Source organism: Mesorhizobium sp., assembly GCF_024509055.1.
Classification (GTDB): domain Bacteria; phylum Pseudomonadota; class Alphaproteobacteria; order Rhizobiales; family Rhizobiaceae; genus Mesorhizobium.
Window position 1 is genome coordinate 1 of record NZ_JANINM010000369.1, and the last position, 26,392, is coordinate 26,392.

The window sequence follows — 26,392 nt, forward strand, 5'->3', positions numbered from 1 at the left end:
CCTTGGCGACGACCGATTCGAACGGCTTGTAGGCTTCCTTGGCGAGCTCGGCATAGAGGTTGCCGATCTTGCTGGCCTCGGCCACGAAGCTCTCGTAGCTCTGCTTGGCGTAGTCGGTCTGGACCTCGATGGCCTTCTCGATCGACTTGGCGGCGAACAGCTTCTCTACTGCGGCGTTGCCGGCCTCGAAGCTCTTCTTGGTGTACTCGCCGGCTTCGGTGGCGATCGCCTGCGCGCCCTTGGCGAGCGAGGCAAAGCTCTTCAGCCCGGTGTCGGCAAATTCCTTGCCGTATTTCGCGAAGTCCTCATAGGTCTGGGTCATTTCATACTTCCCTTGGTTGAAACGCCCTTTAGCCCCGGGCGCCCTTGTGCAATGCACCTCAATATATTGTGCGCTGCACAAAAGTCAAGGTTTCCCTTGCCTGGCAAGGCGTCCAGCGGCGGCAAAGCCTAAGAATCGAATAAACAAAAGCTCAAATCGCCGAAAAATGGTGAACGCGGCGGTTACCATAAACGGATTGGTAACGCTGGCCTTGATAGTTTGGCCGGAAGCGAGGCAGGCACTCCCTTAGCCGCCTCCGGGGCAACGAAAATTCAGGGTAAGTAGCGGTGCGTCAGGCGTTGTCGGGATTCGTCTCCAAATCCTCATTCTCATTTTTCAAGGCAATCATGATCGCCGCGCTCGCGGTGACGGTTGTCGCGGCCGACGTGGCTTCCGCCTTGGCCGCCAAGTCGGCGGCCATCGTCATCGATGCCAAGACTGGCAAGGTGCTCTACTCGGCTGACGCGAACGGTCGCCGCTATCCCGCCTCGCTCACCAAGATGATGACGCTCTACCTCACCTTCGAAGCGCTGGCGAAAGGCCGGATCAGCAAGAACACGCCGGTGCCGTTTTCGGCTCGCGCGGCCTCGGAGCCGCCGACCAAGCTCGGCGTGCGCGCCGGCGGTTCGGTCCCGGTCGAGACCGCCATTCTGTCGATGGTGACTAAGTCGGCCAACGATTCCGCGACCGCGCTGGGCGAATTGCTCGGCGGCAGCGAAGACAATTTCGCCCGCATGATGACGGCGAAGGCACGCCAACTTGGCATGAACGGCACCGTCTTCCGCAACGCCAACGGCCTTCCCGACCCGGGTCAGTTCACCACCGCTCACGATATGGCGATGCTTGGCATCGCGCTGCGTGAACATTTCCCGCAATACTACCCGTATTTTTCGCAGCGCTCATTCCTCTATGGTCGTCAGCGCATCAACGGCCACAATCGCCTGCTCGGCCGCATCAAGGGTGTCGACGGCATCAAGACCGGCTACACGCGCGCCTCCGGCTTCAACCTCGTCTCCTCCGTCGCCGACGGCGACCGTCGCCTCGTCGCGGTCGTGATGGGCGGCACATCCGGCGGCAGCCGCGACAATCAAATGGCCTCGCTGATCCATACCTATCTGCCGCGCGCTTCCACGCGTGGCGGTGGCAATCTGATCGCCAAGGGTGGCGACACTCCGATGAAGGCCCTGGCGAAGGTCTTCCTGCCGAAGCATGACGCACCGACCCCGGACGAAAAACCGGCTGCCAATGACGATGCCGTTGCGTCGAACGATGACGACACCCAGGTCGCCGACGCGAATGCCGCGGACGAGGACGTCGCCGAGGAAACCAAGCCGGTGATCCAGGTGAAGAAGGTGAAGACGGTAGCCGTGGCTGCAATGGCCCCTGCTCCGGCGCCGCAGGAAACCCCTTCCCAGACCGTCGCCGCCTACGCCGCCGAGCCGGCTGCCGCGGCAGCGCCGGCAATCGATCCGGTCAAGACATCGTCCGTGCCGTCGGGATGGGCCGTGCAGGTCGCCTCCTCGCCCACGCAGTCCGGAGCCCAGGCCCTCCTGGACAAGACCAGCAAGCAGGCCCCGAAAGTGCTGGCCGATGCCTCCGGCTTCACGGTCGCCTTCGACAATGACGGCGTCACCTACTACCGCGCCCGCTTCGGCGGCTTCGGCTCAAAGGACGCCGCCTGGAAGGCCTGCGATGCCCTGAAGCGAAAGAAGATCTCGTGCTACGCCGTCCAGCAGTAAGCGGCGTTCGAAGCTCCCCGGAAAAGTTCTGCGTCGAAGGAGACTAGTCGTGATTGGAGAGCAAGACGTCCTTGGCTTCATTGATCCGCGCCGCCAGGACAGACGTGCCGCCGACGTCAGCGTGCAGGCGCTGCATCAGGCGGCGGTGCGCCTTGCGGATATCCGCCGCGGCAGCCCCCGCTTCAAGACCAAGGATCTTGTAGGCCTCCTCCTTAGTCATGGCGCCCGCACCTGGCGCAACACCCAGCCCTTCGCGACTGTCCGGCTGCGCGTCCTTGCGCCAGGTGGGAAATCGGCCGTCAAGATACGTCTCTAGCAGCTGACGGCTTTCGGGATCGGAGCGCAGCTCGCCATAGAGCTGCTGCAGGTCCGTGGCCCCCATCGCGCCCAGCATCTTGCCCTCATAGCGGCCGGCAAGGACAAGACCCTCGAGCTTGCCGCTGTCATGGTCGAGCTCCATTTCAAGCGCCGCCGTGCGCACGGTCGAGCGTATGGTCGCACCGGTCTTCGCCGTCGGCCGTCTGGTTCGCACCCAGCCATACCCGACCATCGCCGCGACCAGCAGCAGGCCGCCGATGAGGCTGTGGCCAATGATCAACATGGGAGCGCCGACCAGGCCGAGCAGCGCCGGCCCGATCGTCCTCAGGCCGCTCGCCATCCTTGCGGGATCGGTTTGCACGAAGAGTGTGGCGGCGCCGAAAAGCACCACAAGCACCGCTGCCAATGCGATGATCACGCCCATCGGTTCGCGTCGCCTTCCGGATGATTGTGCATCAAATCAGGATGGGGTGTCGGTCGGCGGCTTGCAAGCCCCCAGGCCGCGCGAGCCGAAGGTCCAGCAAAGGAGCAACAGCTGAGGCGGGCGTTACAGCAGGCCGAGTTCGGCGAGCTCGAGCCGCAGCTTCGGCGGCATTTCGGCCAGCGCCGCCCTGCCCTTGCCGAGATCGGCGGGAGCATCTGAAGGCTTGAGATAGCGCCAGCCCTGGAAGGCGCGGCGCGGTTGCCAGTCGGTGCGCACGACCTGCGGATCGAGCACCAGATGGCAACGCCCGATACCCTCGCCGTCGACGAACGGCCGGATCTCCGTGATCAACTGCCGGCACTGCACGCTGCCCTTGATCACCCAGTAAAGCGAACCGCCATCGGTGATCTCGTCGCCGCGCGTCGGCACCATGCGGGTGGTGTGCCAGTGTTCGGCCGGCTCGCCGGCCCGGCGCCGCTCGTCGAGACGGAATGCGATCCATTCCTCCAGATCCTCGACGCTGTCGCAGCCGACGCAAAGCTTTAGAAGATTGAGAGCCATGCTCCAAGATTTAGCCAGCCAGTGCGGACCGTCAACGCCCGCGGCGACTTCTCCACAGGGCCAGCCCCGGACTGTTGGTAAGACCTCAGCATTCCACGACGTTGACCGCTAGACCGCCGAGGCTGGTCTCCTTGTACTTCTCGTTCATGTCGAGCCCGGTCTGGCGCATGGTCTCGATCGCGGCGTCGAGCGGCACGAAATGCGTGCCGTCGCCCTTGATGGCCAAAGAAGCGGCGGTCACCGCTTTGACCGCACCAAGGGCGTTGCGCTCAATGCACGGCACCTGCACAAGGCCGCCGACGGGATCGCAGGTCATGCCCAGATGATGTTCGAGTGCGATCTCAGCGGCGTTCTCGACCTGCTCAGGCGTGCCGCCCATGACAGCGCAGAGGCCGGCGGCAGCCATCGCCGAGGCGGATCCCACCTCGCCCTGGCAACCGACCTCGGCGCCTGAGATCGAAGCGTTGGACTTGATGATGCCGCCGACCGCGGCTGCGGTCAGCAGGAAATCGCGGATGCTCGGCTGGTCAGCCTCCGGATGGAAATGCAGCCAGTAGCGCAGCACGGCCGGCAGCGTGCCCGCGGCGCCGTTGGTCGGTGCCGTGACGACGCGACCGCCGGCGGCATTCTCTTCGTTGACCGCCATGGCGTAGATCGAAAGCCAGTCGTTGGCGAGCAGCGGATTGGGTCGGTTCTGCTGCCACTGCTCCTGCAGCTTGTCGTGTAGCTGGCGAGCACGGCGGCGCACCTTCAGGCCGCCCGGCATGATGCCGTCCTGCGACAGGCCGCGGTCGATGCAGCCCTTCATCGCACCCCATATCGCGTCGAGGCCGGCATCCAGCTCCTCGCGCGACATGTGCTTTTCCTCGTTGGCGCGCTTCATCTCGGCGATTGATAGCCCGCTCTTGGCCGCCATCGACAGCATCTCGACGGCATTCTTGAAGGGATATGGCACTTTCTTGCCTTCGGTCGTCACCGACCCCTTGGCCTTCATGCGCTGCAGCTCTTCCTCGGAGACGACGAAGCCGCCCCCGATCGAATAGTAGATGCGCTTGAGCAGCAGCCGGTCGGATGCGTCATAGGCGTAGAAGGCCATGCCGTTGGCGTGCCCGGTCAGCGGCGTCTTGCGATCGAGCACAAGGTCCTTGGCCGGATCGAAGCGATAGCTTGGATGTCCGGGCGGCGAAATACGCTTGTCGGCCGCGATGCGGGCAACGATACCGTCGGCCTCGTCCGGATCGACCGTCTGTGGCGACTCGCCGGCCAACCCCAGCACGACCGCGCGGTCCGAGCCGTGGCCGATGCCGGTATAGGCGAGCGAGCCATGCAGGCTGGCGCCGATGCGGTCGACATTGACGCCGGCCGGTCGCGGCCAGTCGCCGGCGAGGATCTCGTCCAGGAAACGACGCGCGGCCGTCATCGGCCCCATCGTGTGCGAGCTCGATGGTCCGATGCCGATCTTGAAGAGGTCGAAAACCGAAAGGAACACGCGCTGTCGTCTCCTGAAGCCCTACCGAAACTCTACATATAGGAATTGCCGCGATGTTTCCGCTGTTTTGCGGACCGCGTCGCAGCGTGAGCCGACCTTGTTTGCTCCGCCAGCGACATCGCCCGATGTCGGGCCGTCGAAGCGCCCGCTTTGCCTGTGGTAGAAGGAAGGCATGGGCGATTCCTTGCATCTTTCGATGGCCGACCTGGCGGCGTTGGCCTTCTTCCTTGTGGTATGGGTGCTGCACACGCTGGCCTCGGACGGCAAGCTGGTCCGCCGCGTTTCGCTCACCACGGCAATGAACGCCCAGCGCGAGGCCTGGATGCGCAACATGGCCGAGCGCGAGATCCGAATCGTCGAAACCGCCATCATGAACGGCCTGCAACAAGGCACGGCCTTCTTCGCCTCCAGTTCGCTGATCGCGCTCGGCGGCTGCTTTGCCCTGCTCGGCGCGTCCGACCGTGTGCTCCAGGTGTTGGCCGGCCTGCCGTTCGGCGCGGCCGCCTCGCGCGAATCCTTCCAGATCAAGGTATTCGGCCTCGTGCTGATCCTGGCCTTCGCCTTCTTCAAGTTCGGCTGGGCCTACCGGCTGTTCAACTACTGCTCGATCCTGATCGGCGCGGTGCCTACCCAGCATGGCGAAGCTTCGCGCAATCCGGTCAGCGAAACCGCGGTGTGGCGGGCGACGCGGATGAACGTGCTCGCCGGCAAGCACTTTAACTCCGGCCTGCGCGCCGTCTTCTTCTCGATCGGCTATCTCGGCTGGTTCGTCGACCCGGTCGTGTTCGTGGTTTCGACGCTCGTGCTCCTGGCGGTACTGGTGCGCCGGCAATTCTTCTCCGCGGCGCGCCAGGCTGTGATCGGTCAGCCGCCCGGTCCGGGGAAGGGCTGATCGATACGCCCGGCCAGCCAGTAGGCCACGAGTCCCGTCCATTCCTTGGCCGCCACTGTGGTCGTTTCAAGCGCATCTAGCGGATTGTCGGCGAACAGGCTGACGCCTTCCTTGCCGGACGTGCGATAATCGACCGGCCAAGGAACGGTCGCGAACCCAACTTTGTCAAAGAGCGCCTTGGCGCGCGGCATGTGAAAAGCCGATGTCACCAGGAGCCAGGTTTCACCGGGTTTCGGCGATACCAGCGCCCTTGTGAAGGCGGCATTCTCGTAGGTGTTGCGGGATTTGTTTTCCAGGATCAATCGATCGGGCGCCACGCCAAGCGCGGTCAGAAGGCGCTGCGCCGTGGCGGCGTCGCCCTCGCCTTCGAGAACGAGTTCGCCAGAGCCTCCGGAAACCACAACTTTCGCTTCGGGATAGCGTCGGGCCAGCACCGCCGTCTCGACGAAACGATCACCGGCGGTGCTCAACTCGTAGCCGCCGCGCACCAAATTGATCTGCCCTTCCATGCCGCCGCCAAGTACGACAATGCCGGCAACATGATCCGGTGCCGATGGACGTGGGAAGCGCTCTTCCAGTGGACTGATGATGATTGCGCCGAATGATGTCCAGGTAGAGACCGCGAGGATCAGGAAGGCGAGCACGCCGCCTGTGCCCGCGAGCCGCCGCCGGCCGAACGACGCCGCCGAGAGGCCGGCGAGCAGCAGGAATATCGCCAGGTTGAGCGGCTGGCTGAAGAACCAGAAGACCTTGGAAAGAACGAAGAACATCCCTTACCCCGTTCAGCTGAGGGACGATTCTACCACCATTTTTCCGGCTGAAATGTGCCCGCCGCCTGCTCGATGACATGCCCGGTCTGGAACAGGGTCTCCTCGTCGAACGGCCGGCCGATGAGCTGCAGGCCGAGCGGCAGGCCCTTGCCATCGAGGCCGGCGGGCACGGAAATGCCCGGAAGGCCGGCCATGTTCACCGTCACCGTGAAGACGTCGTTGAGGTACATCTTCACCGGGTCGGAGGCCATGTCCTCGTCGGCGATGCCGAAGGCGGCCGAAGGCGTTGCCGGTGTCAGGATGACGTCGACGCCCGCTGCAAAGACGTTCTCGAAGTCGCGCTTGATCAGCGTGCGCACCTTCTGCGCTTGCAGGTAGTAGGCGTCGTAATAGCCGGCCGACAACACGTAGGTGCCGATCATGATGCGGCGTTTGACCTCGCGGCCGAAGCCGGCGGCCCGCGACTTCTCGTACATGTCGACGATGTCCTTGCCGGGGACGCGAAGGCCGTAGCGCACGCCGTCATAGCGGGCGAGGTTGGACGATGCTTCCGCAGGCGCCACGATGTAATAAGCCGGCAAAGCGTATTTGGTATGCGGCAGCGAGATGTCCACGATCTCGGCGCCGGCATCCTTCAGCCAGGCAATGCCCTTCTGCCACAGCGCCTCGATCTCTTCCGGCATGCCGTCGACGCGATACTCCTTCGGAATGCCGACCTTCATGCCCTTTATCGGCTTGCCGATCGCGGCTTCGTAGTCCGGCACCGGGCGATCGACCGAGGTCGTGTCCTTCGGATCGACCGAAGCCATCGACTTCAACAGGATCGCGGCGTCACGCACGTCGCGGGCAATCGGCCCGGCCTGGTCGAGCGAGGAGGCGAAAGCCACGACGCCCCAGCGCGAGCACCGTCCATAGGTCGGCTTGATGCCGACCGTGCCGGTCAGGGCGGCCGGCTGACGGATCGACCCGCCGGTGTCGGTTGCCGTGGCGCCGGCGCAAAGGAAAGCAGCAACGGACGCCGCGGAACCGCCGGACGAGCCGCCCGGCACAAGCTGGGCGTTGTCCAACGTACGCGCGGTCTTCGTTCCGCCGGCCGATACAAAACCGCCGTCACCCTGATGCGTCGTCGGCATCACCACCGTATCGAGGCGGGAGCGGCGCCAGGGATTGATGACCGGTCCATAATACGAAGTCTCGTTGGACGAGCCCATGGCGAACTCGTCCATGTTGAGCTTGCCAAGCATGACCGCGCCGTCCGCCCACAGGTTCGAGGTGACCGTGGACTCGTAACGCGGCTTGAAGCCGTCCAGCACATGGCTGCAGGCCTGGGTGTGGATGCCTTCGGTGGCGAACAGATCCTTAATGCCGAGCGGAATGCCTTCCAGCGCGCCACCTTCGCTTTTCACAAGCTTGGCGTCGGAGGCTTTCGCCATGTTGCGGGCCTTATCGGCGGTCACGGCGACATAGGCGTTGAGCACCGGATTGGCGCGCTCGATCGCCGAGAGATAGGCCTCGGTGATCTCGGCCGCGGTGATCTCCTTGCCACGCAGCTTGGCGCGGGCCTCGGAAATGGTGAGATGTGTGAGATCGCTCATCAGGCAAGGCTCTTTTCGTAAAACACCGACCACTCGGAGTCGGGATAATCCAGCACCGGTCCGCAACGCGAGAACCCGGCGCGCTCATAGACTGCCCAGGCGGCGGGATGGCGGTCGCCGGTTTCCAGAACCAGCCGCTTCAGCCCGTCCTGCCGCGCCAGCGCCTCGACCCGCTCGACGATCCGCGCTCCGATCTTCTGGCCGCGATGCGAGGGCCGTGTGTACATGCGCTTCACCTCGCCGACCGTGGCGTCGTGGCGCTTCAGTGCCCCGCAGCCGACGGCAAGGCCATTGTCGCGCGCGATGAACACGGTCGTGTCCTGGCCGGCCATCTGCTCCACGGTCAGGTGGTAGCAATGCTCCGGCGGCGTCAGCTCGAGGAGGGTCGCATTCAGCTCCGCAACCAGCGCGCGCACATCATCCTGCAACGGCGTCTCGACGGCGATCTCGACAGCCACGGCCTCCTACTCCACAACCTTCGGAACGAGGAAGAAGTTCTCTTCCGTGGCCGGCGCGTTGGCGACGATGTCGGCGGCCTTGTTGCCGTCAGTGACTGCGTCCTGCCGCTTCTTCATCTCCATCGGCGTGACGGAGGTCATCGGCTCGACGCCGGAGACGTCGACCTCGTTCAGTTGCTCGACGAAGCCGAGGATGGCGTTCAACTCGCCGGTCATGCGTTCGGCATCCTCCTCGCTCACGGCAATGCGGGCTAGGTGAGCGACACGCTTCACGGTCTTGAGATCAACGGACATGTTCTATCGCCTCGGGAAAACCAGTGCGGGCTATAGCGGCGCAACGCTTGAGGCGCAACATCGATCGTGCCGAATGGAACAGGCCTGCTGATAGCTTCCGGCGCCGGCTCGACGCTCGCGCTTTAGATCGTGATCGCCTTTCCAATCTCCGGTAGCGCTACGTTAACGCCCGACCCGTCCATGCCCGAGACGAATTTGTCGGCGGTCTGGTCGATCATCGGGAAGGTGCCGAAATGGCAGGGGACGACCGTGTCGAAGCCGAAGAACCGACGGCAGGCAAGCGCCGCCACGGCACCGCCCATGGTGAAGCGGTCGCCGATCGGCACGAGGCCGACCTGCGGCTCGTGCAACTCGTTGATCAGCGCCATGTCGGAGAAAATGTCGGTATCGCCCATGTGGTAGAGCGTCTTGTCCTCCGGGAAATGCAGGACCAGCCCGCCCGGATTTCCGAGATAGGTATTGGCGCCGCCGGCGCCGCCGAAAGAGGACGAGTGCAGCGCCTGGACGAAGGTGGTGGTGAACGGACCGCAATCGACGGTACCGCCGATATTGCCCGGGTTGATCGTCTTGTCGCTCACGCCCTGCCCGACGAGATACATGCAGATTTCGAAATTGGCGACCAGCATGGCGCCGCTCTTCTTCAGAACCTCGACCGCGCCGCTGACATGGTCGTTGTGGCCATGGGTCAGGAGAACGTGGGTCACTCCTTCCGCGGGCCCCTCCCAGCCGCCGGTCCAGGACGGATTGCCGATCAGATAGGGGTCGATGAGAATGGTGGCGTCCTTGGTCTCGACGCGGAATGCCGAATGTCCGTACCAGGTCAGTTTCATGATGGGCTTCCTCGATTTTTCCGTTGCCGGAGGATAGAACGCTGGCAACAAATTAAAAGTGGCGCAACGCTTCCCAACGTCAAAAGGAAGTGTGACGCCCGGATGTCAGGTGAGGCCGGTGGGCGTTATTTCAATCGAGGAATTGCCGGAACGGCTAGCTGGCGGCAGGACGCTGGCCGGCCTCGATCTCGGCGACAAGACGATCGGCGTTGCGGTTTCCGACCGCGGGCTGTCCTTCGCCCACCCGCGCCCGGTCATCCTGCGCAAGAAATTCTCGCTGGATGCGGCCGCGCTGCTGGCGCAGCTTGAGAAGGACAATGTCGGGGCCATCGCGCTCGGCCTCCCCGTCAACATGGACGGGACCGAAGGGCCACGCGCGCAAAAATCCCGCGCCTTCGCCCGCAACATGGCGACTTTGTCCGATCTGCCGTTCGTGCTTTGGGACGAAAGACTGTCCACGGTCGCGGCGGAACGCACACTGATAGAGATGGACTTCTCGCGCAGGAAGCGCGCCGGCAAGATCGATTCGGCCGCGGCCGCCTTTATTCTGCAGGGAGTCCTGGACCGGCTTCAGTCGCTCGGCTGAGCCGATCGGAACTGATCGGACCTTGCCGTCGCTGCCTGATCCATTCGGCGATCTGACGGCGGCGCCGGAATGCAATCAAACCCATGACCAGGAAAGTGTCGAACACACAGGCGCGAGCCACCATGCCTGGGATGATCGCCGGATCGACGCCAAGTATCTGGCCGTAGAGCTGGAAGACCAGGTCGTGCAGTTGCCGGCTAAGCATGACGTAGCCGAAATTGATGTCGTTGAGCGACAGGAAGAACCAGCCCCAGAACAGACCAGTCGGAATTGCCCAGAGTGCCAACAGGGTACGCATCAGCGTCGCCCCCCCGGTTTGGTTTCCGGTTGGCCGGAGATTCTGGAAAGCAGCGAACTGTGCGCGGCGCCCATCGCCATCCGATGGGCCGCGGCCCGCGCGTCGCCCTCATGCACAGTCACGGCGGCAAGCGAGGAGCGACGTTCGGCAAGCACGGCGACGTAGGAGGCAAGCAGCGCCGTCATCTGGATCGCGACCACCATGAACAGCCCGTTGATGCCCTGCGCGACTCCGCCGATGAGAACCAGGGACAGAAGAAACGAAGCGGATAAAAAGGCCGTCCGCACCACGGCATCGCCGCCATCCGGCCTCGCCGTGATGTTGAGCAGCGTTTCAACGAAGGCCCAGCAGAACAGCACCGCCACGATCAGCAATGCGACCGAGAGCGGTCCCACCACGACGGCGTGCTGAAGACCGGGGAAACCGCCGCCTTGAACGGAAACGCCAAGCACGCCGAGAGCCGCGGCGATGCCGCGATCGCCATCGATGCAGATGTAGGCCAGCAGAGCGAAAACGACCGCCCAGTGAAAGGCCAGGAATGAGGTCAGTACGTGGCGCATACGCTTCCCGATTGGCGGAGTCCGGGATAGGCCATGGTTAACCCTTCCCTACTCGAGTCAGAGAGTGGGCTTTGCGGTAGTTTCCTGCAATGGAAACCATTTGTTAAGGTTAACGGCCATCCACAGGCCAGCGATCGCCCGTATGGTGGCTGCGCTCAGGTAAGCGGCGGGTAGAGCGTGTCGATGATCATGCGCGCGTCATGGCGCGAATCGAGCATTCCATAAGTGGTGCGCCACTGGCCGCCGAGCCGGGTCTCGACGAAGGCGTCAGCGATCCGCCCTGCCCCCAGCCGGCGAAGTTCCGCCGCTGCCGCCGCCAGCGCGAGCTGCTCGGTGAGCAGGCGGGCCGACCCCTCGTCGGTCGACGCTACCTGCATCGCCGCCTTGAGCACGCCGATGGTGCCGCGGCCGCCGGCGCCGAGGTCGCGATCGATGCCAGCGAGCACTTCCTCGAACAGGCCGGGCGCTCGGCCGAGCACCCGCAGCACATCGAGGGCCATGACGTTGCCCGAGCCTTCCCAGATCGCATTCACCGGGGCCTCGCGGTAGTAACGGGCAAGAGGGGCTTCCTCGACGTAGCCATTGCCGCCGAGGCATTCCATGGCTTCATAGAGCAGCGCCGGCGCGATCTTACAGACCCAGTATTTGACTACGGGCGTCATGGCGCGGGCGAAGGCCGCCTCGCCTCGATCGCTCGCCGCCTCGTCGAAGGAGCGCGCCAGGCGGAACGACAGCGCCGTGGCTGCGGCGACGTCTAGCGCCATATCGGCAAGCACGCGCTGCATCAGCGGCTGGTCGATGAGACTGGCGCCGAAAACCTGGCGATGCCGCGTATGATGGACGGCTTCGGCCAGCCCCGCCCGCATGATCGCCGATGAGGCAACCGCGCAATCGAGCCGGGTCAGCGTCACCATGTCCATGATCGTCTTGATGCCGGCGCCGGGATCGCCAACCATCTCGCCTATGGCATTGACGAACTCAACTTCCGACGAGGCGTTTGAGCGATTGCCGAGCTTGTCCTTGAGCCGCTGGAAGCGGAAACCGTTGCCGGACCCGTCGCCGAGGATACGCGGCACGAGAAAGCAGGACAGTCCTTCCGAGGCCTGGGCCAGCACCAGGAAGGCATCCGACATTGGCGCCGACATGAACCATTTGTGCCCGGTGAGCCGATAGAAGCCGCTGCCGGTACGCTCGGCCTTGGTGAGATTGGCGCGCACGTCGGTGCCACCCTGCTTCTCGGTCATGCCCATGCCGAGTGTCAGCCCGGTCTTTTGCACCGGTGGCTTCTGGCTCTGGTCGTATTTGCGCGTCGTCACACGCGGCGCCCATTCGCGAAACAGCTTGGGACTCGCCATCAGCGCCGCCAGCGAGGCGCTGGTCATGGTGATCGGGCAGAGATGCCCCGTCTCGAGCTCGGCGGTCAGATAGAAGCGCGCCGCCCTCACCTGATGGCGACGGCCGATCTCGGCATCGCCATTTTCCCAGACCGACGAATGCAGACCACCGGCGATCGAGCGGCGCATCAGCGCGTGGTAGGCGGGGTGGAACTCGACCAGATCGATGCGCCGGCCCTGGCGGTCATGCGTCCTGAGTTTCGGCGTGTCGGTGTTGGCGAGGCGGGCAAGTTCCTGCGCCTCCTGGGTCATGGCGAACTTGCCGAGAGCGTCGAGATCCTTGCGCACCGGGTCGGAAAAACGCTCGGCAAGCTGGATGAGCAACGGATCGCCCCGCCACGCATTGCCGCCTGTCAACGGCGGCGGCTGGTTGATCACGTCGTCGGTCACGCCCAATCCTTCAGTTGGCAGGAGCGGTCCTTACCATCTCGGGGCCGCGGTCACGAATCCGAAGCCATCGCGCCTTATAGCCCAAGCCCTGCCGCGCGCGCGACGAAAATACCGGGGAGAACGCCCGCTATCCAAAGCTGGCGCTTGCGGCTTGCAAGACCGCACCCTATAGCAGCGCCTTGAGATGACCGACGCTTCGTCCCTGCCGCTCTTTCCTCACCGCCATCTTCTGGGCATCCGCGATCTTTCCCCCGCCGACATCGAGCTTTTGCTCGACCGCGCGGACCGTGCGGTGGCCATCTCGCGCCAACCTGAGAAGAAGACCTCGACGCTGCGCGGCCGCACCCAGATCAACCTGTTCTACGAGGCCTCTACCCGCACGCAATCGTCCTTCGAGCTGGCGGGGAAAAGGCTCGGCGCCGACGTCATGAACATGTCGGTGGCGAGTTCTTCGGTGAAGAAGGGCGAGACGCTGATCGACACGGCCATGACGCTCAACGCCATGCGGCCGGACATCCTGATCATCCGCCACCAGTCGGCGGGCGCCGCCGCGCTCCTGGCGCAGAAGGTCGGGTGTTCGGTGGTCAATGCAGGCGACGGCGCGCATGAGCACCCGACACAGGCATTGCTTGACGCGCTGACCATCCGCCGTGCCAAGGGGCCGCTGTCCAAGCTGATCGTGGCGATCTGCGGCGACATCCTGCATTCGCGCGTCGCCCGTTCCAACATCATGCTGCTCAACGCGCTCGGCGCGCAGGTGCGCGTCGTCGCCCCCTCCACGCTTTTGCCGTCGGGCATCGACAGGATGGGCGTGATCGTGTCGCGCTCGATGGCCGAGGGCCTGAAGGACGCCGACGTGGTGATGATGCTGCGCCTGCAGCGCGAGCGCATGGAAGGCGCCTTCGTGCCTTCGGTCCGCGAGTATTTCCGCTACTTCGGCCTCGACGCCGAAAAGCTGAAAGCGGCCAAGGAGGATGCGCTGGTCATGCATCCGGGGCCGATGAACCGTGGCGTCGAGATCGCCTCGGAGATCGCCGACGGACCGCAGAGCGTCATCCAGGAACAGGTCGAGATGGGCGTGGCCGTGCGCATGGCGGTCATGGAAGCGCTGCTCGACCCGCGCCGCAACCATGAGGGACGCGGCGCATGAGCATGACGGTCTTCAGCAAGGCGCGCATTGTCGACCCATCGCGCGGCATCGACGAGGTCGGCGCCGTCATCGTCGACGGCCGCAGGATCGCCGCCGCCGGCAAGGCGGCGCTGAACCAGGGCGCCCCGGAAGGCGCGACCGTCGTCGACTGCGCCGGCAAGACGATCGTTCCAGGGCTTGTCGACGCACGTGTCTTCATCGGCGAGCCGGGCGCCGAGCACCGCGAGACGATCGCTTCGGCAAGCGTCGCCGCGGCTGCCGGCGGCGTCACCTCCGTCGTCATGATGCCGGACACGGACCCGGTCATCGACAATGTGGCGCTGGTCGAATTCGTGCTGCGCACGGCGAGAGACACGGCGAGCGTCAACATCTTCCCGGCGGCTGCGATCACCAAGGGCCTCGAAGGCCGCGAGATGACCGAGTTCGGTCTCTTGCGTGAGGCCGGCGCGGTAGCCTTCACCGACGGCCGCCACACCATCGACAATGCGCTGGTCATGCGCCGGGCGCTCACCTATGCGCGCGATTTCGGCGGCGTGATCGCTCATGAGATTCAGGATAGGGATCTCGCATCTGCCGGCGTGATGAACGAGGGGCTTTATGCAAGCTGGCTCGGCCTTGCCGGCATTCCGCGCGAGGCGGAACTGATCCCGCTGGAGCGCGATTTGGCATTGGCGCGGCTGACGCGTGGCAATTATCACGCGGCCAAGATCTCGAGCGCGATGGCGGCTGGCGCCGTGAGCCGGGCAAAGGCCGACGGCGCCAATGTCACGGCCGGCGTCGCCATTCACAATTTGTCGCTCAACGAGAATGATGTCGGCGAATATCGCACCTTCTTCCGGCTGAACCCGCCCCTGCGCGACGAGGACGACCGCCTGGCGATGGTCGAGGCGATCAGGGACGGCACGATTGACATCATCGTCTCCTCGCACGATCCGCAGGACGTCGACACCAAGCGCCTGCCCTTCGCCGACGCCGCCGCCGGCGCCATCGGTCTGGAGACGCTTCTCAGCGTTGCGCTGAGGCTATACCACAATGGCGACCTGCCACTGACCAGACTGATCGAGACGCTTTCGACCGCGCCGGCAAGATTGTTCGGTCTGCCGGGAGGCACGCTGAAGCCGGGCGCGCCGGCCGATCTCGCCGTCATCGATCTCGACGAGCCCTGGATCGTCAGCGAAGGCGGCCTGCGTTCGCGCTCGAAGAACACCTGCTTCGAAGGCGCCCGCCTCCAGGGCAAGGTCTTGCAAACGATGGTTGCGGGCCGCACAGTGTTTTCCGCCTGAACGTCGGCCGGGACGGCATCGCGGCCAGGCCGACGATACAAGAAACGTGGGGGAAACAATGGGTTACGGGCTCGCACTGATCTTCGGCTACCTGCTCGGCTCGATTCCGTTCGGTCTCCTGCTGACACGAGCCGCCGGCCTGGGCGACGTGCGCAAGATCGGCTCCGGCAACATCGGCGCGACCAATGTCCTGCGTACCGGCAGCAAGGGGCTTGCCGCCGCCACGCTGCTGCTCGATGCGCTGAAGGGCACCGCCGCGGTGCTGATTGCCGGGCATTTCGCGCCTGAGTTCGCGCTCGCCGCCGGCTTCGGCGCGTTGCTCGGCCACCTCTTCCCCATCTGGCTCGGCTTCAAGGGCGGCAAGGGCGTCGCCACCTATCTCGGCGTGCTGCTCGGCTTGGCATGGCAAGGCGCGCTTGTCTTCGCTGTCGTCTGGCTGGCGATGGCTTTCCTCTTCCGCTACTCCTCGCTCGCCGCGCTGACGGCGGCGGTGGCAGTGCCGATCGCGCTCTTTTTTCTCAGCACACCGCAGATTGCAGGCCTGTTCGCGGTGATGAGCCTGATCGTCATCGCCAGGCATCACGAGAACATCTCGCGGCTTCTCTCTGGCACGGAGGGCAAGATCGGAGGCAAGGGATGAGCAAGCCGGCCGCCGGCCCGCGCCTCAGCGACCAGCAGCGGCTGAGCTGGCTTCGCCTGATCCGCACGCCGAATGTCGGCCGGGCCTCGTTCCGCGAGTTGATCAATCGCTTCGGTTCAGCCGAAGCGGCGCTTGAAATGCTGCCCGAACTGATGATTTCGGGTGGCGCGAGCCGGGTTGCGCGCATTCCCTCTATCGCGGAGGCCGAGGCGGAACTGGAAACGGCGCGGCGCGCCGGCGCCCGCTTCGTAGGCATAGGCGAGGCCGACTATCCGCCTTTGTTCAAGACACTGGACAACCCGCCGCCCTTGCTCGCCATCAAGGGCGAAGGCGCGGTGTTCCGGCTGCCGGCAGTGGCGATCGTCGGGGCCCGCAATGCCTCGCTGGCCGGGATCAAGATGGCGCGGACGCTGGCCGCTGATCTTGGCCGCGAGGGTTATGCCATCATATCCGGCCTGGCGCGCGGCATCGACACGGCCGCGCACCGCGGCAGTCTTTCGACAGGAACGGTCGCGGCGCTGGCGGGTGGCCTCGATGCCCCCTACCCGCCGGAAAACGCGGATCTGTGCAACGAAATTGTCGCGCATGGCGGCGCTATCGTTTCGGAAATGCCGTTCGGCTGGCAGCCGCGCGCGCAGGATTTCCCGCGCCGCAACGGCCTTGTCGCTGGCATGGCGCTGGGGCTCGTCGTGGTCGAGGCAGCCCAGCGTTCGGGCTCGCTGATCAGCGCCCGCCTCGCCAACCAGATGGGCCGGCTGGTCTTCGCGGTGCCGGGTTCGCCGCTCGATCCGCGCGCGGCCGGAAGCAATACGCTTCTCAAGGACGGCGCCACGCTCGTGACCGAAGCCGCCGACGTCCTCGATGCGCTGGCGCCACTCGCCGGTCCTCGCATTCCTCGCGCCACGCCGCCGGCCGAACAGCTTGACCTGTCCTGGACGCCGCCACCCGGCGAAAACCAGCGCGTCGATGTGCTGGAGGCGCTCGGCCCCACGCCGATTGCGGTCGACGAGATCATCCGCCACACGGGCTTGAGCGCGGCGCAAATCGCGATGGTGCTGCTAGAACTCGACCTCGCCGGCAGGATCGAGCGCCATGCTGGCGGGAACGTGTCACTGGTTTCGTGACGCCCCGGCGAGGGTTGTCGGTCGGATCACTAACGAAACAGGTATTTGGACACTTCCGGATTGCCCCGGCGCCACATCACATTGTCCAGGAAGTAGTGATGGACGTTGATGAAGATCAGCACGATGAAGAAGAATAGCGAGGATCCGAGCACAGCCTTGTCGTAAGGGATCAAGGCGGTCAGCACGAAAGGGATCAGCCAGAAACCGAGATACCCTAGCGCCGCGCCCCCGACGATGAAGCCCAGGACCCGAAGCCTGTAGAGCGGGCCCACGACGGACAGGACTTTCGGTTCGGGGTCCTTTTCGGCATCCGCGACGTCGCGTTCCACATTGGTCTGATAGCGCCAGACCACCGCCAGATATTGCAGCGAATGGAGCGCCGGCACGACGAGCAGCCAGAGCGGGTTTATTCTGGCAATCAGGATCCACAGATAGAGCGACGCGACATAGGCCACCAAGCCGTTATAGGGCAACGCACCGCCATTGCGGCGCCAACGATTGATCAGCATGAGGATTGTCGTGGCCGTGGATGCGACCGCCGCGAGAAGGGCCACATCGGTAATCCAGGACGGAGCGGCAAATGTATAATACTGCAGTCCGTAATACTGCCCTTGCGTGACCACCGTGTTCGTCTGCAGCCAGGCAAGGATCCACACGGCATAGCTGTTGACCAACAGCACCTTCTTGTCCCGCTCGTCGAAGAATTTGCGTTTGAGGACGGCGTCGACCATCAGCATGCCGTAGCCCTGCTTGACGTAGTGCCAACCCACGAAGAAGAACATCGCGTTGGCCGCATATCCCAACAGGCGCGCGTTCGACGTCGCCGCGCCATAGGCGAAGAACGCGCACATGATCAGGGGAACCAAGATGCCCGCGAAAATGTAGCGAAGCTGTAGGCTTCTGTCGTAACCGTCGCCGCTCACCTTGCGTGCGAAGTTTCGATAGAAAATCTGGTACGAATGGGCGAAGTGCGGATAGTTCACCAGATAGGCGACGAAGACCATCGTGGCGGCCAGCAGCCCCTCATATTCGAGCGGGACAAGGAACAGGACCGGCAGGATCAGAAACGCGCTGCCACCCAGCATGAGGAAGTCGGCGACCGGGCCGAAGAGATATCTGCCGGGTGTCGCCGGTCTAGGGGCTGAAGCATCCGCCGAAAGGTCGATTGCCATGGTCATGGCCTCCTGGGGAAGACCGATCCTACCCACGGCCCTGTCTCGCGACAAGTTCGGGTACCCGGCTTAGCCCGCTGACAACAACGCCTGTGTAAAACGATGGCTAGGTCCGTTTCGGCGACAGGAGTTCGCGCCCGATCTTCGCCGCCTGGAAGATCGTCATCAAGACTACTACGGGTTCGCCGTCGGTAGGATTGAGCGTCAACGCTACCCGGCCAAGCTCATCGTTCATCGCACAGGTCCAGTCTTTGATCGCGATGACTTTTTTCTCAGCCAATTTTATCCCCCCTCGATCCGAGCTTGCAGGTGCGGCGCTCCACAAGCAAACCGCGATGCGGAGTGGACTTTCCGCGCGATCTCTGCGCGCCTGCCCTTGCACTCGCAAACCATGATCCTGATTCCAGATGCATACAAGCGACAGCTAATATGGAATGTGCTGGCGGAAGAACTGGCTATCCGATGTGATTGAATTTGTTGGTGAGCGCGATGGGATTCGAACCCATGACCTACTGATTAAAAGTCAGTTGCTCTACCGGCTGAGCTACGCGCTCCCGCGGGCTGGAAACGCCGCCCTCGAAATTGCGCGGAACATAGGGAGAGTGCCGCGACCGGTCAACCGGAAAAAGCGGACTTCCCTTGCGGCTTTTAGGAGCGCCTCGGCCCCTCTTTCTGGTTGCACGTTAACGCTTGGGTCCTGGTGCTGAAAAGACCTCGCTCGGAGCGATGCCCGGCTTCCGACGGAACCATCGCACCCATTCTCCGTTCCCCAAGAAAATGGGACGTCAACCTGTCAAGGAGAATGACCAATGAAAAAGATCATATCGGGCCTGCTTGCCGCCACGTTGTCGGCTTCGTTCGCCGCGATGGCAGTGCCGGCAAACGCTGCTCAAGTGTTTGTTCCGCAAGCGCAAAGCGCGACATCGGATGTCCAGACGATCCAGTACAGGCCTTGGATGCGGCATCGTGATGGCGGCACCTCGTGGAACGGTTACCGCGGTTACCGGGATTACCATCCGGGCTATCGTCGGCACGGTGACTACTGGTTTCCGCTGGCTGCATTTGCCGCGGGCGCACTGATCACCGGCGCTATTGTCAATAGCGAAAACGGCGCTTACCGCGGCGATGCGCATGTGCAGTGGTGTTATGACCACTACCGCTCATACCGCGCCTACGACAACACCTACTTAGGCAGCGGCGGCGTGCGGCGTGAATGCCGCTCACCTTACTGATGCATGCCATGCAGGCAGGCGGCCTGAACCCCACGCCTGCCTGCCGCCTTTGGTCATGAGCTCAAAGTCCTGCTCACCGCCTGCTTCCATCCTGCAAGCTTCGCAGCACGCGTGGCGGCATCCATGTCAGGCTTGAATCGTCGATCAAGCGCCCAGGTCATCGCAAACTCGTTTGCCTTCGGCCAAACGCCGGCCTTCGATCCTGCCAGCCAGGCCGCGCCGAGCGCGGTCGTCTCCAGAACGGTCGGACGGTCGACGGGCGCGTCGAGAATGTCGGCCAGGCGTTGCATGGTCCAATCGGATGCCACCATGCCGCCGTCGACCCGAAGCACCGTCCTGGCCGAGGCGCCTTTCCAGTCCTTGCGCATGGCATCGAGCAGGTCCCGGGTCTGGTAGGCCACGGATTCAAGTGCAGCCCGGGCGAACTCCGCCGGCCCCGAATTGCGCGTCAGCCCGAAGATCGCGCCGCGCGCGTCGGCGTCCCAGTGCGGCGCGCCGAGCCCCACGAAGGCAGGCACCAAATAGACCTGCTGCGCCGGATCGGCTTCCGCCGCCAGCTTGCCGCTCTGCTCTGCCTTGCCGATCACCTTGATGCCGTCGCGCAGCCATTGCACGGCGGCACCCGCGATGAAGATCGAGCCTTCCAACGCGTAGGTTGTCTTGCCGTTCAGCCGGTAGGCGATGGTGGTCAGCAGCCGGTTCTTCGAACGCACCAGGTCGGTCCCGGTATTGAGCAACGCGAAGCAACCGGTGCCGTAGGTCGATTTCATCATGCCGGGCTCGAAGCAGGCCTGGCCGATTGTCGCCGCGTGCTGGTCGCCGGCGACGCCCAGTATTCGCATTTCAGCACCGAAGAGACTCTTCTCGGTGACGCCATAGTCGTCGGCGCAATCCTTCACCTGCGGCAGCAGCGCGGACGGTATCTTGAGGATGGCGAGAAGTTCCTCGTCCCAGACATTCTTCTCGATGTTGTAGACCAGCGTGCGCGAGGCATTGGTGGCGTCGGTGGCGTGCACCCTGCCGCCGGTCAGCCGCCAGATCAGGAAACTGTCGATGGTTCCGGCGAGCAACTCGCCCTTTTCGGCGCGCTTCCGCGCGCCTTTCACCTTGTCCAGCAACCAGGCGATCTTGGTGCCGGAGAAATACGGATCGAGCAGCAGGCCGGTCTTGCGGGTGAACTTCTTCTCCAGCCCCTGCTTCCTGAGCTTTTGGCAAAGTGGTGCGGTGCGCCTGTCCTGCCAGACGATGGCATTGTGGATCGGCTTGCCGGTCGCCTTGTCCCATATGACGACCGTCTCGCGCTGATTGGTGATGCCGATCGCCGCCACGTCCGAGGCCTCGCGGCCCGCGGCCTTCAGTGCGCCTTTCACCGTGGCCACCACGCTCGACCAGATTTCCTCCGGATCATGCTCGACCCAGCCGGAGGCCGGATAATACTGCGTGAACTCCTGCTGGCCAGTGCCCGCGACTGTCATCTTGTCGTCGAACAGGATGGCACGGGAAGATGTCGTCCCCTGATCGATTGCGAGAATGAAATTCGCCAACTTCAAGCTCCCCCTGTGATCTCAAGTTTGCCGTTGTGAAGGGTTAAGCCGATCGGAGCGACAATGACCGACAGATCCGCCAGGGCTTCCCCTGCATCCAATGCCTTGGAGACGGCTGCGGCATAACTTGAGCTGTTGCCAATGATCCGCACAGTTGACTGAGGCAGCAGCCCACTCGCAAGAAAATTGTGAACCGCCGGAACAACAGGATGCAGCGTGACTTTGAATGAGTGCGGCTGTCCATCCCTGTCTTTGAGCAAGTAATCGAAGCTCCTCGGCGCGGAAATCCTTCTCAAAACATATTCCGCTACAATCTCTGGGAGGAGTTCATACGCCAGCCTCAGTTCAGGCTCGTGCAGGATTTGGTCCAATCGCGCTGGAGACGGTCTCCACGCACCCTCGATCGCGCTTTGTTGACCTAGCAGATGCAGCTCGGCCAATTCGAGCACAAAATCTGGCGGGAAGAGTTCCTCTCCGCTCCCGTCAACCACGGCCGGTGACCAAGATGCGGCGCGACGAAAAGGCGAGAAAATCAAAGTTCGATCCTGAGATCTGCCGGGGCCGCCAAGGCATATTTCACAACCTTGTTTCCAGCCAGTTCATCATCACTCCGCCGCAGCGACATGGCGGCTGCCACGCATAAACTCTTCCAGAGCCGCCGTCTGCTCGCCGCTGAAATGCAGGCCGCGCTTGGTCCGGCGCCACAGCACATCCTCGGCGGTGACCGCCCACTCGTTCTCGACGAGATAGCGCACCTCCGCCTCGTAGAGGTCGGCGCCGAAGTCGCGGCCGAGATCGGCAATCGATCTGGCGGTGCCGAGCAGCTTCGCTGCCCGCGTGCCGTAGAGCCGGGTGAACCTGCGCGCCAGCCGCTGCTCGAGGAACGGATAGGCGTTCTTGAGCTTGGCGACCTGGGCATCGAAGCCGGTGACCGGAAAATCGCCGCCGGGCAGCGGCGCGTCCGCTGTCCAGGGTTTGCCGCGCTTGCCGAGGAAGCCTTCGATCTTTTCCAGCATCGATTCCGACAGCCGGCGAAAGGTCGTGATCTTCCCGCCGAAGGCATTCAGCAGCGGCGCACCCTCCCCGCCATCGGCCTTCAGCACATAGTCGCGCGTCGCTTCCTGCGCCTTCGAGGCGCCGTCGTCGTAGAGCGGGCGCACCGCCGAATAAGTCCACACGATGTCGGAGCGCTTGACGGGTTGCGAGAAATACTCGCTTGCCGCGGCGCAGAGATAGTCGATCTCAGTATCGCTGATCTTAACGTCGTGCGGATCGCCCGGAAAATCGCGGTCGGTGGTCCCGATCAGCGTGAATTCTTCCTCATACGGGATGGCGAAGATGATGCGGCCGTCCTTGTTTTGGAAGAAATAGGCGCGCGGATCGTCGAATTTCTTGCTGATGACGATATGGCTGCCCTGCACCAGCCGGACATTGTGCACGTTGTTCTTGCCGATGGCCTCGGCGAGCACATGGTCGACCCACGGTCCGGCGGCGTTGACCAGAAGCCGCGCACGAACCTCTTCGGCCTCGCCGGTCGATTTGTTCTGCACCTGGATTGTCCAGATGTCGCCGTCGCGTCGCGCACCAACCACCTTCGTGCGGGTGCGGATGATGGCGCCACGGTCGGCAGCGTCACGGGCGTTCAGCGCGACCAGGCGCGCATCGTTGACCCAGCCATCGGAATATTCGAATGCCTTGTGGAACAGCGGCTTCAACGGCTTGCCGGCCGGGTCGGTGGCCATGTCCAGCGTCTTCGTCGCCGGCAACAGCTTGCGCCCGCCGATATGATCGTAAAGGAACAGGCCAAGCCGGATCATCCAGGCCGGGCGCAGGCCCTTGGCGTATGGCAGCACGAAGCGCATCGGCCAGATGATATGCGGCGCGATTTTCCACAGCACCTCGCGCTCCATCAGCGCCTCGCGCACCAGCCGGAATTCGTAGAACTCGAGATAGCGCAGGCCGCCATGGATCAGCTTGGTCGAGCCGGAGGAGGTTCCGCTGGCCAGATCGTTCATCTCGGCGAGATACACCGAAAACCCACGGCCAACGGCGTCGCGGGCAATGCCGCAGCCATTGATGCCGCCGCCTATAACGAAGATGTCATGGATTTGGGATGCGTCCATGGGGCCTCCAACGATTTCGCATGACGCTGCTTTTGCGCCCTACGAAAGCGTGGCGGGATTATTTCGAACCAATAACGAATGTCAAACGAAATATCGCAGGAAAGCGACAACCCGCGCTCTATCCGACGGCCGTCTCGATCATACGGACCTCCGCTTCCTCGCAGATCCTGCGCACCGACGGGATGTCGCAACGGTCGGTGATGAAGGTGTTGACTTGCGAAAGATGGCCGATGCGAACCGGCGCCGTGCGTTCGAACTTGGTCCGGTCGGAAACCAGGATGACATGCCGCGCATTGGCGATGATGGCCTGCGCTACCTTAACTTCACGGAAATCGAAATCGAGCAGCGCGCCGTCATGGTCGATTGCCGAGGCGCCGATGACGGCGTAGTCGACCTTGAACTGGCGGATGAAATCGACGGCCGCCTCACCGACGATGCCGCCGTCAGAGCCACGCACCACGCCGCCCGCGATCACGACCTCGATCGACGGATAGATACGCATCCTGTTGGCAACATTGATGTTATTGGTGATGACCATAAGCCCGCTATGGTCGAGAAGCGCCTGGCTGACGGCCTCCGTCGTGGTGCCGATGTTGATGAAGAGCGAGGCGTTGTCGGGGATCAGCTTAGCCGCCGCCCGCCCGATCGCCTCCTTCTCATCGGCGGCGATCTTGCGCCGCGCCTCGTACTCCATGTTCTCGATGCCAGAGGGGAAGAGCGCCCCGCCATGGATGCGGGTGAGCAGCCGTTGATCGCAGAGGTCGTTGAGATCCTTGCGGATGGTCTGCGGCGTCACGCTGAAATGCGTCGCTAGGTCATCGACCAGTACCCGGCCGTGATCCTTCGCCATCTGGATGATCTCGGCATGGCGCGGCGAAAGAAACATCGGGCATCCTCCCGTTTTCGTTTTCCCTTTTTATATCGGAAAACGAAAACAGTGAAAAGGCGTAGTCCGGCTAACGAAACCTTCAGAAAGCGAAACGCCGCGGGGTCAAACGGGACGCCGGGCGATTTCGGTGACGACGTCGAAAGCCATGTCGACGTCAGCCGGCGTCGATTCGAACTGGCCGGCCTGGAAGCGGATCACGACCTGTCCATCGGCGCGCGATTGCGTCAGATAGATGCGGCCGTCAGCATTGATCGCGTCGACCAGGCGCAGATTGTGCTCGTCCGGATCGGCACCGGAAGGGGCGCGATGCCGGAAAGAGAACAGCGACAGCATCGGTTCGGTGACGAGCTCGAAATCCGCTTCCTTGGCAAGGCGCGCGGCCAGGCCCTCGCTCCAGGCGACGTGATTGCGGATCATCGTCCGCAGGCCTTCAAGCCCGTGGGCGCGCAGCAGGAACCAAAGCTTCAGCGCGCGGAAGCGTCGTCCAAGCGGCACCGACCATTCCGAGTAGTTGATGATCCCGTCATGGCCCCTGGTCTTCAGATAGTCCGGCTTGATGGCCAGCGTGCGCACAAGGTCTTCCGGCTGGCTGACGAACTGGATCGAGCAGTCGAACTGCGCGCCCAGCCACTTGTGCGGATTGAAGACGATGGAATCGGCACCTTCGACGCCGGCCCAGAAATGCCGGTATTCCGGGCAGATCATGGCCGATCCGGCCCACGCCGCATCGACATGCAGATAGAGCCCGTGCCGCTTGGCGACGGCAACGACAGCCACAATGTCATCGGTGCCGCCCGTGCTGGTGCCGCCCACGCACGCGATAATGCCGGCAGGCAGCAGGCCGGCCTCCTTGTCCGCGATGATGGCCTTTTCCAGCGCGGCCGTGTCCATGGCGCGGAAACGGCCGGAGACCGGTATGCGGACGAGGTTTTCCTCACCGATGCCGGCGACCCAGATGGCGCGGTCGATCGAGGTGTGGACCTGATCCGAGGAGTAGACGCGCAGCCTCGCCTGCCCGGCCAGACCCTGTTTGTTGCCCTGCCAGTCAAGCGCCCGCTCACGCATTGTGAGCACCGCGGCCAGCGTCGCCGAGGACGCCGAATCCTGGATCACGCCCGAAAAACCTTCGGGAAGACCGAGAGCCTGGCGCATCCAGTCGACTATACGTGTCTCGAGCTCGGTGGCCGCCGGCGATGTCTGCCACAGCATGCATTGCGCGGCCATCGCCGAAACCAGATACTCGGCCACCACGGAGACCGGCGCCGCGTTGGCCGGAAAATAGGCAAAGAAACGCGGGTGCTGCCAATGCGTCATGCCGGGCACGATCTTTTCTTCGAAATCGGCAAAGATCTTGTCCATCGGCTCCGCTGTCTCGGGCGGAGATGCTTCGATGCTGCGGAATATCTCGCCGGGCGCGATGGCCGGCCGCACCGGCCGGTCCCGCAGGCCCGCACGATAGTCTACGCCCCAATCAGCGGCGCGCCTTGACCAGTCGCGGAATTGCTCGTTGTCCATCTATCCCTCCCGGCAACCCGCCATGTTCGGCTGGCAGGCTGATTTATCGCCGATTGATTAACATGTTAAATACATCAAGGCAACCGCGCGTAGCCGGGAGCCCTACCCCGGAAAATCGGGCAGGCTGGCAAAGGCGACCTTCAGCGCGTTCGACCAGCCGTCCGAAATCGTCCGGTAATATTGGTCGTCCTGGCCGATCCGTTTGTTGAGGCCGACCTTAAAGGCGTCCTTTTCGAGGAAGAGCAGGTCGAGCGGCAGGCCGACCGAGAGGTTCGACTTGAGCGTCGAATCGAACGAGACCAGCAGCAGCTTCACCGTTTCGGCCAGACTCATGGCCCGGTCATAGGCACGTATGATGATCGGCTTGCCGTATTTCGTCTCGCCAATCTGGAAAAAGGGCGTGTCGTCCGTCGACTCGATGAAGTTGCCCTCGGGATAGATCATGAACAGCCGGGGCGCACTGCCTTTGATCTGGCCGCCCAGGATGAAGGAGGCGTTGAAATAGGAATCGGCTTTCTCACCGTCCGGCGATGAATGCGCGATCACTTCCTTGACCGTGTCGCCGACCAACCGCACCGTCTGGTACATGGATGGCGTCTCGAGCAACTTCTCGTGACGATCGCCGACAGCCTTGTTGCGTTCGTCGAGCACGCTGACCACGGCTTGAGTGGTGGCGAGGTTGCCCGCCGACATCAGCACGATGACGCGCTCGCCAGGCTGTTCCCACACATGCATCTTTTTGAATGTCGAGATCGAATCCATGCCGGCATTGGTGCGCGTGTCCGACATGAACACGAGCC

The 26,392-nt window shown here is 63.5% G+C and carries 28 protein-coding genes and 1 tRNA gene; 8 read left to right on the top strand and 21 right to left on the bottom strand.

Annotation, left to right across the window (positions count from 1 at the left end):
• Positions 1 to 322 (bottom strand): phasin family protein (locus Q0L57_RS16535; protein ID WP_296744224.1); only part of this gene is annotated, 322 nt, incomplete at its 3' end.
• Positions 323 to 609: 287 nt separating this feature from the next.
• Between Q0L57_RS16535 and Q0L57_RS16540 the strand changes: the two genes are divergently transcribed.
• Positions 610 to 2,061, top strand: a complete 1,452-nt coding sequence (locus tag Q0L57_RS16540) for a D-alanyl-D-alanine carboxypeptidase (protein WP_296744225.1) — start codon at positions 610 to 612, stop codon at positions 2,059 to 2,061.
• A 43-nt stretch (positions 2,062 to 2,104) separates the two neighbouring features.
• Here Q0L57_RS16540 and Q0L57_RS16545 read toward each other — a convergent pair whose 3' ends face one another.
• The 3 genes from Q0L57_RS16545 to Q0L57_RS16555 all read right to left on the bottom strand — a co-directional run bounded on the left by Q0L57_RS16545 (position 2,105) and on the right by Q0L57_RS16555 (position 4,853).
• On the bottom strand, positions 2,105 to 2,803 hold the full coding sequence (locus Q0L57_RS16545) for a molecular chaperone DnaJ (RefSeq protein WP_296744226.1): 699 nt from the start codon (positions 2,801 to 2,803) through the stop codon (positions 2,105 to 2,107).
• Positions 2,804 to 2,926: 123 nt separating this feature from the next.
• A complete protein-coding gene (locus Q0L57_RS16550; RefSeq protein ID WP_296744227.1) occupies positions 2,927 to 3,364 on the bottom strand; it encodes a DUF1489 family protein in 438 nt (145 codons plus the stop codon).
• Between the two features lie 85 nt (positions 3,365 to 3,449).
• The gene (locus Q0L57_RS16555) at positions 3,450 to 4,853 is read right to left on the bottom strand and encodes an L-serine ammonia-lyase (protein WP_296744228.1); all 1,404 of its coding nucleotides are present in this window, start codon (positions 4,851 to 4,853) and stop codon (positions 3,450 to 3,452) included.
• Between the two features lie 172 nt (positions 4,854 to 5,025).
• Here Q0L57_RS16555 and Q0L57_RS16560 point away from each other — a divergent pair, with 172 nt between their 5' ends.
• Positions 5,026 to 5,745, top strand: coding sequence for a DUF599 domain-containing protein (locus tag Q0L57_RS16560; protein ID WP_296744229.1), 720 nt, complete (start codon positions 5,026 to 5,028; stop codon positions 5,743 to 5,745).
• Here Q0L57_RS16560 and Q0L57_RS16565 read toward each other — a convergent pair.
• From Q0L57_RS16565 to Q0L57_RS16585, 5 genes are all read right to left on the bottom strand, one after another.
• Positions 5,718 to 6,515, bottom strand: coding sequence for a YdcF family protein (locus Q0L57_RS16565; protein WP_296744230.1), 798 nt, complete (start codon positions 6,513 to 6,515; stop codon positions 5,718 to 5,720). The genes Q0L57_RS16560 and Q0L57_RS16565 overlap by 28 nt on opposite strands.
• Positions 6,516 to 6,544: 29 nt before the next feature.
• Positions 6,545 to 8,110: an amidase family protein gene (locus Q0L57_RS16570; protein WP_296744231.1), complete on the bottom strand. Its 1,566-nt coding sequence runs from the start codon at positions 8,108 to 8,110 to the stop codon at positions 6,545 to 6,547.
• Positions 8,110 to 8,568 (bottom strand): GNAT family N-acetyltransferase, encoded by a 459-nt coding sequence (locus Q0L57_RS16575; protein ID WP_296744232.1) that lies wholly within the window; start codon positions 8,566 to 8,568, stop codon positions 8,110 to 8,112. The genes Q0L57_RS16570 and Q0L57_RS16575 overlap by 1 nt, the downstream gene beginning before the upstream one ends.
• 6 nt (positions 8,569 to 8,574) lie before the next feature.
• Positions 8,575 to 8,862, bottom strand: coding sequence for an Asp-tRNA(Asn)/Glu-tRNA(Gln) amidotransferase subunit GatC (gene gatC / locus Q0L57_RS16580; RefSeq protein ID WP_296744233.1), 288 nt, complete (start codon positions 8,860 to 8,862; stop codon positions 8,575 to 8,577).
• Positions 8,863 to 8,984: 122 nt separating this feature from the next.
• Positions 8,985 to 9,692, bottom strand: a complete 708-nt coding sequence (locus tag Q0L57_RS16585; RefSeq protein ID WP_296744234.1) for a metal-dependent hydrolase — start codon at positions 9,690 to 9,692, stop codon at positions 8,985 to 8,987.
• A gap of 118 nt (positions 9,693 to 9,810) precedes the next feature.
• On the opposite strand from Q0L57_RS16585, the gene ruvX reads away from it, so the two are divergent.
• Positions 9,811 to 10,278 (top strand): Holliday junction resolvase RuvX, encoded by a 468-nt coding sequence (gene ruvX, locus Q0L57_RS16590; RefSeq protein WP_296744235.1) that lies wholly within the window; start codon positions 9,811 to 9,813, stop codon positions 10,276 to 10,278.
• Here the strand turns inward: ruvX and Q0L57_RS16595 are convergent.
• From Q0L57_RS16595 to Q0L57_RS16605, 3 genes are all read right to left on the bottom strand, one after another.
• Positions 10,235 to 10,576: a DUF6105 family protein gene (locus Q0L57_RS16595; RefSeq protein WP_296744236.1), complete on the bottom strand. Its 342-nt coding sequence runs from the start codon at positions 10,574 to 10,576 to the stop codon at positions 10,235 to 10,237. The genes ruvX and Q0L57_RS16595 overlap by 44 nt on opposite strands.
• A complete protein-coding gene (locus Q0L57_RS16600) occupies positions 10,576 to 11,136 on the bottom strand; it encodes a hypothetical protein (protein WP_296744237.1) in 561 nt (186 codons plus the stop codon). Before Q0L57_RS16600 ends, Q0L57_RS16595 begins: the two co-directional genes overlap by 1 nt.
• Before the next feature lie 155 nt (positions 11,137 to 11,291).
• Positions 11,292 to 12,920 (bottom strand): DNA alkylation response protein, encoded by a 1,629-nt coding sequence (locus Q0L57_RS16605; RefSeq protein ID WP_296744238.1) that lies wholly within the window; start codon positions 12,918 to 12,920, stop codon positions 11,292 to 11,294.
• A gap of 184 nt (positions 12,921 to 13,104) precedes the next feature.
• Here Q0L57_RS16605 and Q0L57_RS16610 point away from each other — a divergent pair, with 184 nt between their 5' ends.
• From Q0L57_RS16610 to dprA, 4 genes are read left to right on the top strand one after another with little or no spacing between them, the layout of a single operon-like run.
• Positions 13,105 to 14,070, top strand: coding sequence for an aspartate carbamoyltransferase catalytic subunit (locus Q0L57_RS16610; protein ID WP_296744239.1), 966 nt, complete (start codon positions 13,105 to 13,107; stop codon positions 14,068 to 14,070).
• On the top strand, positions 14,067 to 15,353 hold the full coding sequence (locus tag Q0L57_RS16615) for a dihydroorotase (protein ID WP_296744240.1): 1,287 nt from the start codon (positions 14,067 to 14,069) through the stop codon (positions 15,351 to 15,353). Before Q0L57_RS16610 ends, Q0L57_RS16615 begins: the two co-directional genes overlap by 4 nt.
• A gap of 58 nt (positions 15,354 to 15,411) precedes the next feature.
• Positions 15,412 to 15,993, top strand: a complete 582-nt coding sequence (gene plsY, locus Q0L57_RS16620) for a glycerol-3-phosphate 1-O-acyltransferase PlsY (RefSeq protein ID WP_296744241.1) — start codon at positions 15,412 to 15,414, stop codon at positions 15,991 to 15,993.
• A complete protein-coding gene (gene dprA / locus Q0L57_RS16625; RefSeq protein ID WP_296744242.1) occupies positions 15,990 to 17,117 on the top strand; it encodes a DNA-processing protein DprA in 1,128 nt (375 codons plus the stop codon). Before plsY ends, dprA begins: the two co-directional genes overlap by 4 nt.
• A 29-nt stretch (positions 17,118 to 17,146) precedes the next feature.
• Here dprA and Q0L57_RS16630 read toward each other — a convergent pair whose 3' ends face one another.
• The 3 genes from Q0L57_RS16630 to Q0L57_RS16640 form a co-directional block, all read right to left on the bottom strand.
• The gene (locus tag Q0L57_RS16630; RefSeq protein WP_296744243.1) at positions 17,147 to 18,295 is read right to left on the bottom strand and encodes a hypothetical protein; all 1,149 of its coding nucleotides are present in this window, start codon (positions 18,293 to 18,295) and stop codon (positions 17,147 to 17,149) included.
• A gap of 100 nt (positions 18,296 to 18,395) precedes the next feature.
• Positions 18,396 to 18,569: a hypothetical protein gene (locus Q0L57_RS16635; RefSeq protein WP_296744244.1), complete on the bottom strand. Its 174-nt coding sequence runs from the start codon at positions 18,567 to 18,569 to the stop codon at positions 18,396 to 18,398.
• A gap of 198 nt (positions 18,570 to 18,767) precedes the next feature.
• Positions 18,768 to 18,843, bottom strand: a tRNA-Lys gene (locus Q0L57_RS16640).
• A gap of 255 nt (positions 18,844 to 19,098) precedes the next feature.
• Here Q0L57_RS16640 and Q0L57_RS16645 point away from each other — a divergent pair.
• Positions 19,099 to 19,521: a BA14K family protein gene (locus Q0L57_RS16645; RefSeq protein WP_296744245.1), complete on the top strand. Its 423-nt coding sequence runs from the start codon at positions 19,099 to 19,101 to the stop codon at positions 19,519 to 19,521.
• 53 nt (positions 19,522 to 19,574) lie between these two features.
• On the opposite strand, the gene glpK is transcribed toward Q0L57_RS16645, so the two are convergent.
• The 6 genes from glpK to Q0L57_RS16675 form a co-directional block, all read right to left on the bottom strand.
• Positions 19,575 to 21,065, bottom strand: a complete 1,491-nt coding sequence (glpK, locus tag Q0L57_RS16650) for a glycerol kinase GlpK (protein WP_296744246.1) — start codon at positions 21,063 to 21,065, stop codon at positions 19,575 to 19,577.
• 2 nt (positions 21,066 to 21,067) lie between these two features.
• Complete coding sequence (locus tag Q0L57_RS16655) at positions 21,068 to 21,601, bottom strand: hypothetical protein (RefSeq protein WP_296744247.1); 534 nt, start codon at positions 21,599 to 21,601, stop codon at positions 21,068 to 21,070.
• Positions 21,602 to 21,670: 69 nt separating this feature from the next.
• Entirely contained in the window at positions 21,671 to 23,188 is a 1,518-nt protein-coding gene (gene glpD, locus Q0L57_RS16660; RefSeq protein WP_296744248.1) for a glycerol-3-phosphate dehydrogenase, read from the bottom strand.
• Positions 23,189 to 23,306: 118 nt separating this feature from the next.
• Positions 23,307 to 24,074, bottom strand: coding sequence for a DeoR/GlpR family DNA-binding transcription regulator (locus Q0L57_RS16665; RefSeq protein ID WP_296744249.1), 768 nt, complete (start codon positions 24,072 to 24,074; stop codon positions 23,307 to 23,309).
• A gap of 105 nt (positions 24,075 to 24,179) precedes the next feature.
• Entirely contained in the window at positions 24,180 to 25,592 is a 1,413-nt protein-coding gene (locus tag Q0L57_RS16670) for a pyridoxal-dependent decarboxylase (protein WP_296744250.1), read from the bottom strand.
• A 102-nt stretch (positions 25,593 to 25,694) separates the two neighbouring features.
• Positions 25,695 to 26,392, bottom strand: a 698-nt coding sequence (locus Q0L57_RS16675) for a peptidase (protein WP_296744251.1), incomplete at its 5' end; no start/stop codon positions are given.

Excerpts from the sequence above, each read along its gene's own strand:
- Q0L57_RS16615 (WP_296744240.1), top strand. The coding sequence starts at position 14,067 with ATGAGCATGACGGTCTTCAGCAAGGCGCGCATTGTCGACCCATCGCGC.
- Q0L57_RS16565 (WP_296744230.1), bottom strand. The coding sequence starts at position 6,515 with ATGTTCTTCGTTCTTTCCAAGGTCTTCTGGTTCTTCAGCCAGCCGCTC.
- Q0L57_RS16665 (WP_296744249.1), bottom strand. The coding sequence starts at position 24,074 with ATGTTTCTTTCGCCGCGCCATGCCGAGATCATCCAGATGGCGAAGGAT.
- gatC (WP_296744233.1), bottom strand. The coding sequence starts at position 8,862 with ATGTCCGTTGATCTCAAGACCGTGAAGCGTGTCGCTCACCTAGCCCGC.
- plsY (WP_296744241.1), top strand. The coding sequence starts at position 15,412 with ATGGGTTACGGGCTCGCACTGATCTTCGGCTACCTGCTCGGCTCGATT.
- Q0L57_RS16560 (WP_296744229.1), top strand. The coding sequence starts at position 5,026 with ATGGGCGATTCCTTGCATCTTTCGATGGCCGACCTGGCGGCGTTGGCC.
- glpD (WP_296744248.1), bottom strand. The coding sequence starts at position 23,188 with ATGGACGCATCCCAAATCCATGACATCTTCGTTATAGGCGGCGGCATC.
- Q0L57_RS16585 (WP_296744234.1), bottom strand. The coding sequence starts at position 9,692 with ATGAAACTGACCTGGTACGGACATTCGGCATTCCGCGTCGAGACCAAG.
- Q0L57_RS16550 (WP_296744227.1), bottom strand. The coding sequence starts at position 3,364 with ATGGCTCTCAATCTTCTAAAGCTTTGCGTCGGCTGCGACAGCGTCGAG.
- Q0L57_RS16670 (WP_296744250.1), bottom strand. The coding sequence starts at position 25,592 with ATGGACAACGAGCAATTCCGCGACTGGTCAAGGCGCGCCGCTGATTGG.
- Q0L57_RS16600 (WP_296744237.1), bottom strand. The coding sequence starts at position 11,136 with ATGCGCCACGTACTGACCTCATTCCTGGCCTTTCACTGGGCGGTCGTT.
- Q0L57_RS16645 (WP_296744245.1), top strand. The coding sequence starts at position 19,099 with ATGAAAAAGATCATATCGGGCCTGCTTGCCGCCACGTTGTCGGCTTCG.
- Q0L57_RS16595 (WP_296744236.1), bottom strand. The coding sequence starts at position 10,576 with ATGCGTACCCTGTTGGCACTCTGGGCAATTCCGACTGGTCTGTTCTGG.
- Q0L57_RS16610 (WP_296744239.1), top strand. The coding sequence starts at position 13,105 with ATGACCGACGCTTCGTCCCTGCCGCTCTTTCCTCACCGCCATCTTCTG.
- Q0L57_RS16545 (WP_296744226.1), bottom strand. The coding sequence starts at position 2,803 with ATGGGCGTGATCATCGCATTGGCAGCGGTGCTTGTGGTGCTTTTCGGC.
- Q0L57_RS16570 (WP_296744231.1), bottom strand. The coding sequence starts at position 8,110 with ATGAGCGATCTCACACATCTCACCATTTCCGAGGCCCGCGCCAAGCTG.
- Q0L57_RS16630 (WP_296744243.1), bottom strand. The coding sequence starts at position 18,295 with ATGACCATGGCAATCGACCTTTCGGCGGATGCTTCAGCCCCTAGACCG.
- dprA (WP_296744242.1), top strand. The coding sequence starts at position 15,990 with ATGAGCAAGCCGGCCGCCGGCCCGCGCCTCAGCGACCAGCAGCGGCTG.